The sequence below is a fragment of the Actinomadura montaniterrae genome (assembly GCF_008923365.1).
Classification (GTDB): domain Bacteria; phylum Actinomycetota; class Actinomycetes; order Streptosporangiales; family Streptosporangiaceae; genus Spirillospora; species Spirillospora montaniterrae.
In genome coordinates, this window is sequence record NZ_WBMR01000314.1 from 1 (window position 1) to 8,367 (window position 8,367).

Genomic DNA, 8,367 nt, shown 5'->3' on the forward strand with positions numbered 1-8,367 from the left:
GGCCGAGCGAGGCGCCGAGCTCCTTGGCGACGCGGCGCGCCGCGTCGCCCGCCCGCTCGCCCGGCAGCAGCAGGACGATCTCGTCGCCGCGCGCGGCGGCCAGGCCGTGCTCGACCGCCGCGAACGACGACGCCCAGAAGGCGGCGCGCTGCCGGTGGTCGTGCGACTCGTACCGCGCGCACATCAGCACGTGCGGCGCGTTCAGATCGACGTTCACCCGCCGGGCCCGGACGATCAGCGTGTCCGCGTCCGTCCGCCGGTCCGAGAGCAGGTCGTCGAGCAGCTCGCCGCGGACGCGGCCCTCCGCCTCCGTCACGCTCCGCTGGAACAGCACCAGCAGCGCGGTCACGAGCGCGGCGCGTTCCAGGATGCGCTGGTCGGCGCCGGACACCTCGTCGGCGGTGCGCAGCACCAGCGTGCCGAGCATCTCGTCGCCGGTCGTCACCGAGGCGATCCACAGGTCCCCGCGCCGGACGGTGCGGCCCTGCGCGCGCGCTGAATGCGCCGAGGCCATCACACCGGACAGTTCCTCGTCGCTCAGCGACGCCGACTCGGCCCCCGTCGTGGCGAGGTGCCGCCCGTCGGCGTCCAGGACGTGCAGGGTCCCGCCCAGCAACTCGGTGACGACGGCCGCGACGTCCTCGACGCCGCCGCCGCGGACCACCACCGCCGTCATCCGGTCGTGCGCGCGCGCCGCCTGCTCTACGGCCGCGCTGCGCGCCTTGATGACCTCGTTGGCGGCGCTCAGCTCCTCCAGCGCGGTCTGCGTCTCCTCCAGGAGGCGGGCGTTGTCGATCGCGACCGCCGCGTGCGCCGCCAGCGACCCCAGCAGCGCGACCTCCTCCTGGTCGAACGGGCGCTCGCTGCGGTTCGCCGCCGTCAGCACCCCGATCACGCGGCTGCCCAGCCGCATCGGCACGCCGAGGATCGCGACGATGCCCTCCTCCGCCACCGCCGAGTCGATGAACCCGCGGTGCCGGAACTGCTCGTCGCCGAGGTAGTGCGCGCTCGTGTACGGCATCGCCGTCTGCGCGACCAGGCCCACCAGGCCCGTCCCCATCGGCAGCCGCAGCCGCCGGAACGCCGCCGACACCGACCCGTCGGTGACCCGCATGTAGGTCTCGCCGCGCTCGTCGTCGTTCAGCGTGAGGTACGCGATGTCGGCGTTCAGCAGCCGCCGCGCGCGCCGCGTGATCGCCTCCAGCACCGCGTCGAGGTCGCGGAGCCCGGCGAGGTCGCCCGCGGTGTCGAACAGCGCCGCGAGCTCCGCCTCGCGGCGGGCGTGCCGCCGCATGATCGACCGGACCCGCAGCGCGGCGAGCTTCGCCGCCTCCAGCTCCGCCAGCACCGTCGCCGAGGCGCCCTGGGCCCGCGCCTGCACGAGCGGCCCCTCGAACTCGACGGGGGACGCCTCGCGGGCGAGCAGTTCGAGGAAGACGCCGCAGGTCATACGGGCCATTGTCAATGCGCCGTCCCGCCGCCGTCGAGTGCGAGGGACGCTCCGGTCACCATCGACGCGGCGGGGGAGCACAGGTAGCCGACCAGGGAGGCCACCTCGTCCGGCTCGATCAGCCGCTTCACCGCCGAATGCTCCAGCATGACGCGCTCGACGACCTCGTCCGGGGCCATGCCGTGCGCGCGCGCCTGGTCGGCTATCTGGCCCTCCACCAGCGGCGTCCGCACATAGGACGGGTTAACGCAGTTGGACGTCACCCCATACGGGGCGCCCTCCAGCGCGATCACCTTGGACAGCCCTTCGAGCCCGTGCTTGGCCGTCACATAGGCCGCCTTGAACGGCGAGGCCCGCAGCCCGTGTACCGACGAGATGTTGACGATCCGCCCCCAGCCCCGCTCGTACATGCCGGGAAGCGCCTCGCGGACGAGCCGGAACGGCGCCTCCACCATCAGCCGCTGGATCCGCGCGAACACCTCCGGCGGGAACTCGTGGACCGGCGCCACATGCTGGACGCCCGCGTTGTTGACCAGAACGTCGACGTCCGCGGCGATCCCGTCCAGCGCGTCCATGTCGGACAGGTCGGCGAGCAGGGGGATCCCGCCGATCTCGTCCGCCGCCGCGCGCGCCGCGTCGCCGTCCACGTCCGCCACCACCACGCGGGCGCCCGCCCCGGCCAGCAGCCGGGCGCAGGCGCGGCCGATGCCGCTCGCGCCGCCGGTGACCAGGGCCCGTTTCCCCGACAGGTCCAGCGCCTCGGACGTCCAAGCGGCGGGCCGGGGTGTCACGCTCGTCATGCGCAGAACCTACGAAGTGCCGCAACCGGCTCCCATGTGGCCCCGGCACACAATCCCATGACGAACCGTATGGCCTGCCCTTACAGCGGCCCGTCCTTGCAGCGGCCTGCCCTTGCAGCGGGCGCGTCCTTGCAGCGGCCCGTCCCTACAGCAGGCCGTTCCACATCTGCTCGACGACGAGCGACCACCAGCGGTCCTCGCCGTGGAAGGCGGGCGGGTCCACGGCGGCGAGCTGCTCCTGGATCCGCTCCACCATCGCGCCCGCCGCGTACGGGTCGAGGCCCCGCATCCGCTGCCGCCCGCGCGCGAGCAGGGTCAGCGACCGCGCGAGCTCCGCGGGCCCGGTGTTGACGAACCGGGTCGCCCCGGTGATCGGGTCCACGGCCCACACGCGGCCGACGATGTGCGGCGGGCCGTCGATCACCACGCAGAGGAAGCAGTGCCCGTCGCCGCCGATGCTGGCGAACAGGTCCAGGTTGGCCAGCGCCTGGCCCGACAGCGGGCTGCGCCGCGTCCGCAGCTGCTCCGCGATGGGCCTGGCGGCCCACGCCTGGAAGATGTGCGGCACCCGCGCGGGCAGGCCCGCCTCCGCGAGCGACGCCGCCTGCCTCGCCGGGACGCGGGCACGCCCCAGCTCGTCCCGCTGGTAGCGGCGGACGCCGTCCGGGCCGAACGCCGACGCCAGGACCCGGCCGAGCTGCGCGTCGTCCAGCGGCGGCGCCTCCGGCACGGCCGGCACCGGCACCGGCGACGCCGCGGGCGGGACGGGCTGCCCCATCAGCTGCGCCATCATCGCCGCCTGCTCGGCGTTCGCCGCGACGGCGGCGTCCCGCTCCCGCCGGGTCTCCCCGTAGGGCCTCCCGCACGAGACGTCGGCCTGCGGGAAGGCGAAGTCGCGGAGCTGGAGGTCGCAGTAGCAGCCCGGCAGGCGGCACGGCTCGATCTCCGAGTACGCCGCCGACACGCTCTCCGGCGGCACGCCGAGCCGCTGCAGTTCCTCCCACACCTGCCAGAACGGGCTCGGGAGCCCCGGCCCGGACACCTTGGCGAGGTAGGTCTCCTCGCCGCCCGGCGGCCGGTAGGTGACCGTGAGGGTGTTGCCCGCCCCCACCGCCGGCCGGCCCCGCCCCTCGGCGGCGGGCCCGGCCGCCGCGCCCTGCCCGCCCGGCGCGCCCTGCCCGTGACTGCCGTCGTACATCGGCTCGCCGTCCCTTCGCCGCGTCCGTGTTCGTTATCGATCTTGCGGAGAGGCTAGCGTTGGGCCCGGCATCCGCTGGCGGGCGAGAGGGCTCCGATGACCGAGATCACACATCGTTTCGTCGACGCGCAGAGCGGCCTGCGGATGCACGTCGCCGAGGCGGGCGAGGGCCCGCTCGTCCTGCTCCTGCACGGCTTCCCCGAGTGCTGGTACTCCTGGCGGCACCAGCTCACGGCCCTCGCGGACGCCGGATTCCACGCCGTCGCGCCCGACCAGCGCGGCTACGCCCGCACCGGCGGCCCGGCCGATCCCGCGGCCTACTCGATCCTGCACCTGGTGGGCGACGCCGTCGGGCTGATCGAGGCCCTCGGCGGCGGGCGCGCCGTCGTGGTCGGGCACGACTGGGGCGCCCCCGTCGCCTGGCACACCGCGCAGATGCGCCCCGACAAGGTCCGCGGCGTTGTCGGCATGTCGGTGCCGCACCGCCCCCGGACCTCCACGCCGCCGGTCGCGTCGATGCGGCGGATGTTCGGCGACGGCTTCTACATGGTCCGCTTCCAGGAGCCGGACGCGCCCGAGGCCGAGTTCGACCGCGACCGCGCCGCCGCGTTCCGCCGGATGCTGTACGCCGCGTCCGGCGACGGCCCCGGCACCGCGCTCATCGCGCCCGAGGGCGGCGGGGTCCTGGACGCCTGCCCCGAACCGGAGAAGCTCCCCGCCTGGCTCACCGAGGACGACATCGCCGCCTACGTCGCCGAGTACGCCGGCAGCGACTTCACCGGGCCGATCAACTGGTACCGCAACCTCGACCGCAACTGGGACCTCACCGCCGCCTGGCACCGCGCCCAGATCAGCCCGCCCGCCCTGTACATCGCCGGCGACCGCGACCTCGTCGCGACCGGCGCGACGCGGGCGATCGAGCACCTCTCCGACTTCGTGCCCAACCTCCGCGACACCGTCTGGCTGTCCGGATGCGGCCACTGGACGCAGCAGGAACGTCCCGCCGAGGTCAACGACGCCCTGATCGCCTTCCTGCGCGCCCTGTAGCGGGTCAGCGGGCTGCGGGGCGGTCAGCGGGTCAGCGGGTCGGCGGGGTCGCGGGTCGGCGGGGCAGCGAGTGAGCGGGTCAGCGGGTCAGCGGGGGCGCTTCGGGAGCCGCTCCATCCGGGTCCAGCCGTTCCAGCCGCGCTCGCGCATCAGCTCCAGCATCCGCTCCGCCCGCGGATCGGCCTCGAGCGCGAGCGACTCCAGCAGGTCGAACGGCTGGCGGTCGCGGCCCGTCCCGCCGAACTCGGCCTGGCCGTCGGCGTACGCCTGCTCGAACAGGCCGGCCATGATGTCGGCGGCCTCCACCAGGAGCCGGTCGTCGCCCGGATCGCCCTCGATGATCTCCGACAGCACCCGGTAGAGCCGGACGATGCGCGGATCCTCCAGCTGCGCGAACTTCCCGGGCATGAACGCCTTGACGCGGTCGGGCCAGCGGGCCGAGACGAGGATCCACCCGTCCCGCTCGCCCTCCACGATCCGCTCCGACACCCCGAGCTCCCGCAGCCGGTCGAGATAGGAGACGATCTCCGGCGGGAGCACCAGGCCGTCCCCGGCGGCGAGCCGCGCGATCTGCTCGCGGCTGTCCTCCAGCCGTGCGATCTCCTCGCGCAGGCGGTCGTCGATCCGCCGGACGCCCTCGGCGAACGACGCGGCGTCGGCCTCGAGCATGTGGCCGATCCGCGACAGCGGCACCCCCGCGTCCGCCAGGGTGCGGATCTTGATGAGGGACACGACCGCCGTCGCGCCGTACCGCCGGTACCCCGAGGCGTCCCGCTCCGGCTCGGGCAGCAGCCCGATCTGGTGGTAGTGCCGCACCGCGCGCACCGTCACACCGGCGTACGCGGCCAGTTGCCCGATCGTCAGCATGCTCCGATCCTCCCGCCGTCCCGTCAGGAGATCCTGCGGCGGTAGACGATGCCGGCGAACACGTAGGCGACGACGAGGATGCCGGCGCACCAGGCCAGCGCCGTCCACAGGCCGCCGCCGACCGGACGCTCCGCGAGCAGCGCGCGGATCGTGTCCACGATGGACGTCACCGGCTGGTGCCGCGCGAACGCGCGCACCGGGCCGGGCATCGTGCCGGTCGGCACGAACGCCGAGCTGATGAACGGCAGGAAGACCAGCGGGTAGGAGAACGCGCCCGCGCCGTCCACGCTCTTGGCGGCGAGGCCGGGGATGACCGCGATCCAGGTCAGCGCGAGGGTGAACAGGACGAGGATGCCCGTCACCGCGAGCCAGGCCCCCACGCCCGCGCCCGACCGGAAGCCCATGAGCAGCGCGACGCCGATGACGGCCGCCACCGAGACCGCGTTGGCCGCCAGCGAGGTCAGCACGTGCGCCCACAGCACCCCCGACCGCGCGATCGGCATCGACTGGAACCGCTCGAAGATCCCGCTCTGCATGTCCGTGAACAGCCGGAACGCCGTGTACGAGATGCCGGACGCGATCGTGATGAGCAGGATGCCGGGGAGCATGTAGTCCACGTACGACGCCGTGCCGGTGCGGATGGCGCCGCCGAACACGTAGACGAACAGCAGCATGATCGCGATCGGTGTGACCGCCGTCGTGATGACGGTGTCCAGGCTGCGGGTGACGTGCCGCAGGGTCCGTCCGGTGAGGACGGCGGTGTCGCCCAGGAAGTGCGCGGTCAACTCAGCTCCTCGTGCTCGGGGGTCCGGCCGTCCGCTCCGACGACCGCGAAGAAGATCTCCTCCAGGGAGGGCTGCTTCTCGACGTACTCGACCTTGGCGGGAGGCAGCAGCCGCCTGAGCCCGTCCAGGGTGTCCTCGACGACGATCCGGCCCTGGTGCAGGATCGCGATCCGGTCGGCGAGCTGCTCGGCCTCGTCCAGGTGCTGGGTGGTCAGCAGCACGGTCGTGCCGCCCGCGGCCAGCTCCTTGACGGCCTGCCACACCTCCATGCGCGCCTCCGGGTCCAGCCCGGTGGTCGGCTCGTCGAGGAAGACGACGGGCGGGTCCCCGATAAGGCTCATCGCGATGTCCAGGCGGCGCCGCATGCCGCCGGAGTACGTCGCCGCCTTCCTGCCGCCCGCCTCCGCCAGCGAGAACCGTCTCAGCAGGCCGTCGGCGATCCCGCCCGGGTCTTTCAGGTGCCGCAGCCTCGCGACCAGGACGAGGTTCTCCCGTCCCGTGAGCACCCCGTCGACCGCGGCGAACTGCCCGGTGAGGCTGATGGACGCGCGCACCTCGGCGGCCTGCGCCGCGACGTCGAAGCCGTTGACCCGCACCGTCCCCGCGTCCGCCTTGAGCAGCGTGGACAGGATCCTCACCATCGTCGTCTTGCCCGCCCCGTTCGAGCCGAGCAGCGCGAAGACGCCGCCCCGCCGCACTTCGAGGTCCACGCCGCGCAGCACGCGCAGCTCCTTGTAGGACTTCTCCAAGCCCCGCACCTGGATCGCGGGCCCTTGGCCCTGATCGGTCGTCATGGCGGCCAGCCTGAAGGGTTGACGCAGCGTCAGGGTCAAGCCCGCGCGGAGATGCGGGGGTCGGCGCGTCTGGGTCAGGGCTGCGCGGAGATGTGGGGGTTGGCGCGTCTGGGTCAGGGCTGCGCGGAGATGTGGGGGTTGGCGCGTCTGGGTCAGGGCTGCGCGGAAGTGTCGGGGGCGGCGCGTCAGGGTCGGGACTGCGCGAAAAGTGGGGGGCGGCGGTCTGGGTCAGGGCTGCGCGGAAATGTCGGAGGCGGCGCGTACGGTCGCGGCGTGAACCGTACCGACCGTCTGTACGCCCTGGTTGAGGAGCTCCGGGCCTGCGCGCCGCGCCGGGTCAGCGCCCGCGAGCTGGCCGCGCGGTACGAGGTGAGCGTCCGCACGATCGAGCGCGACATCGGCGCGCTCCAGCAGGCCGGCGTGCCGGTCTACGCCGACGTCGGCCGAGGCGGCGGCTACACCCTCGACAAGAGCCGCACACTGCCGCCGCTGAACTTCACCCCGGCCGAGGCCGTCGCCGTTGCGATCACCCTCGCCCGCGCGGGCGGGTCGCCGTACTCCCGGTCCGCCCGCACCGCCCTGCACAAGATCGTCGCGGCGATGTCGGCGGAGCACAGCGCCTCCGCCCGCGAACTGGCGGCCCGCGTCCGGTTCCTGATCCCCGCCGGGGACGACGACCCGGCGTCCGTGCCCGCCGTGCTGGAGGAGGCCGTCCTCAGCCGCCGGGTCGTCCGCCTCACCTACACCGACCGGACGGGCGCCGAGACCGTCCGCGACGTCGAGCCCGTCTCGTTCACCGCGTCGAGCAAGGGCTGGTACCTGACGGCCTGGTGCCGCAAGCGCGGCGGCCGCCGCGTCTTCCGCACCGACCGCGTCCGCCGCGCCGCCCTCCTAGACGAGACCGCCCCCGAACGCGTCGTCGAAGCCATGCACGAGGACGTCCCGTCCGACTACATCGTCCGCCCCCTCGAATTCGTCTGACCGGAGAGGTTTTGGTCTGTCGCCTGCCTTGGTGATAGTCGGTATTCGAAATCACCAACAGGAAGCGAATTCTGTGTGTCTTCGTGCGGTCGAATGAGAGTAGCGAGCCTGGGTGGTGGGTGAGGGTTCGAGTGAAGTAGGTCGGGGGCGAAGTGGTGCGCGGCGCGGCGCGTGTGTTCTGATGTTGACCGAGAAGCGCGCTTACCTTATCTCCTCGTTCATTGTATTCGGGACGACCGGATCGGCGGGGAACGGCGATGGGGGTGTTCGGGTGTATCGGCGAGAGGGGTGTTCGGGTGGTGGGGTGGCGCTTGCGTACGGGGCCGCCCCTCCAAAGTCAAGGGCGCCTTCGGCGTCGCTTCGCGATGGACTTCGTCCACCCTTGACTTTGGAGCCTCTGCGGCCCCTGGGCAGGTGATGGGGGCAGGCTCCGCCTGCCCCGCCC

At 73.3% G+C, this 8,367-nt stretch carries 8 protein-coding genes; 2 read left to right on the top strand and 6 right to left on the bottom strand.

Annotated features, from left to right (window positions below; translation table 11 throughout):
* From F9B16_RS46675 to F9B16_RS46685, 3 genes are all read right to left on the bottom strand, one after another.
* Positions 1-1,450: GAF domain-containing protein (locus tag F9B16_RS46675; protein ID WP_225992566.1), on the bottom strand; the 1,450-nt coding region annotated here is incomplete at its 3' end.
* An 11-nt stretch (positions 1,451-1,461) separates the two neighbouring features.
* Positions 1,462-2,250 carry a 3-hydroxybutyrate dehydrogenase gene (locus F9B16_RS46680; protein ID WP_151546709.1) on the bottom strand — a complete coding sequence of 263 codons (789 nt, stop codon included), beginning with the start codon at positions 2,248-2,250 and terminating at the stop codon, positions 1,462-1,464.
* A gap of 145 nt (positions 2,251-2,395) precedes the next feature.
* Positions 2,396-3,448 carry an SUKH-4 family immunity protein gene (locus F9B16_RS46685; protein WP_151546710.1) on the bottom strand — a complete coding sequence of 351 codons (1,053 nt, stop codon included), beginning with the start codon at positions 3,446-3,448 and terminating at the stop codon, positions 2,396-2,398.
* Positions 3,449-3,544: 96 nt separating this feature from the next.
* Between F9B16_RS46685 and F9B16_RS46690 the strand changes: the two genes are divergently transcribed.
* Positions 3,545-4,495, top strand: coding sequence for an alpha/beta fold hydrolase (locus F9B16_RS46690; RefSeq protein WP_151546711.1), 951 nt, complete (start codon positions 3,545-3,547; stop codon positions 4,493-4,495).
* 87 nt (positions 4,496-4,582) lie between these two features.
* Here the strand turns inward: F9B16_RS46690 and F9B16_RS46695 are convergent, their stop codons facing one another.
* The 3 genes from F9B16_RS46695 to F9B16_RS46705 are packed head-to-tail and all read right to left on the bottom strand — an operon-like array spanning position 4,583 to position 6,941.
* On the bottom strand, positions 4,583-5,362 hold the full coding sequence (locus F9B16_RS46695; RefSeq protein WP_151546712.1) for a MerR family transcriptional regulator: 780 nt from the start codon (positions 5,360-5,362) through the stop codon (positions 4,583-4,585).
* Between the two features lie 23 nt (positions 5,363-5,385).
* Entirely contained in the window at positions 5,386-6,147 is a 762-nt protein-coding gene (locus F9B16_RS46700; RefSeq protein WP_151546713.1) for an ABC transporter permease, read from the bottom strand.
* The gene (locus F9B16_RS46705) at positions 6,144-6,941 is read right to left on the bottom strand and encodes an ABC transporter ATP-binding protein (protein WP_151546714.1); all 798 of its coding nucleotides are present in this window, start codon (positions 6,939-6,941) and stop codon (positions 6,144-6,146) included. The genes F9B16_RS46700 and F9B16_RS46705 overlap by 4 nt, the downstream gene beginning before the upstream one ends.
* A 273-nt stretch (positions 6,942-7,214) precedes the next feature.
* Here F9B16_RS46705 and F9B16_RS46710 point away from each other — a divergent pair, with 273 nt between their 5' ends.
* Complete coding sequence (locus tag F9B16_RS46710; RefSeq protein ID WP_151546715.1) at positions 7,215-7,922, top strand: helix-turn-helix transcriptional regulator; 708 nt, start codon at positions 7,215-7,217, stop codon at positions 7,920-7,922.
* Positions 7,923-8,367: the final 445 nt, after the last annotated feature.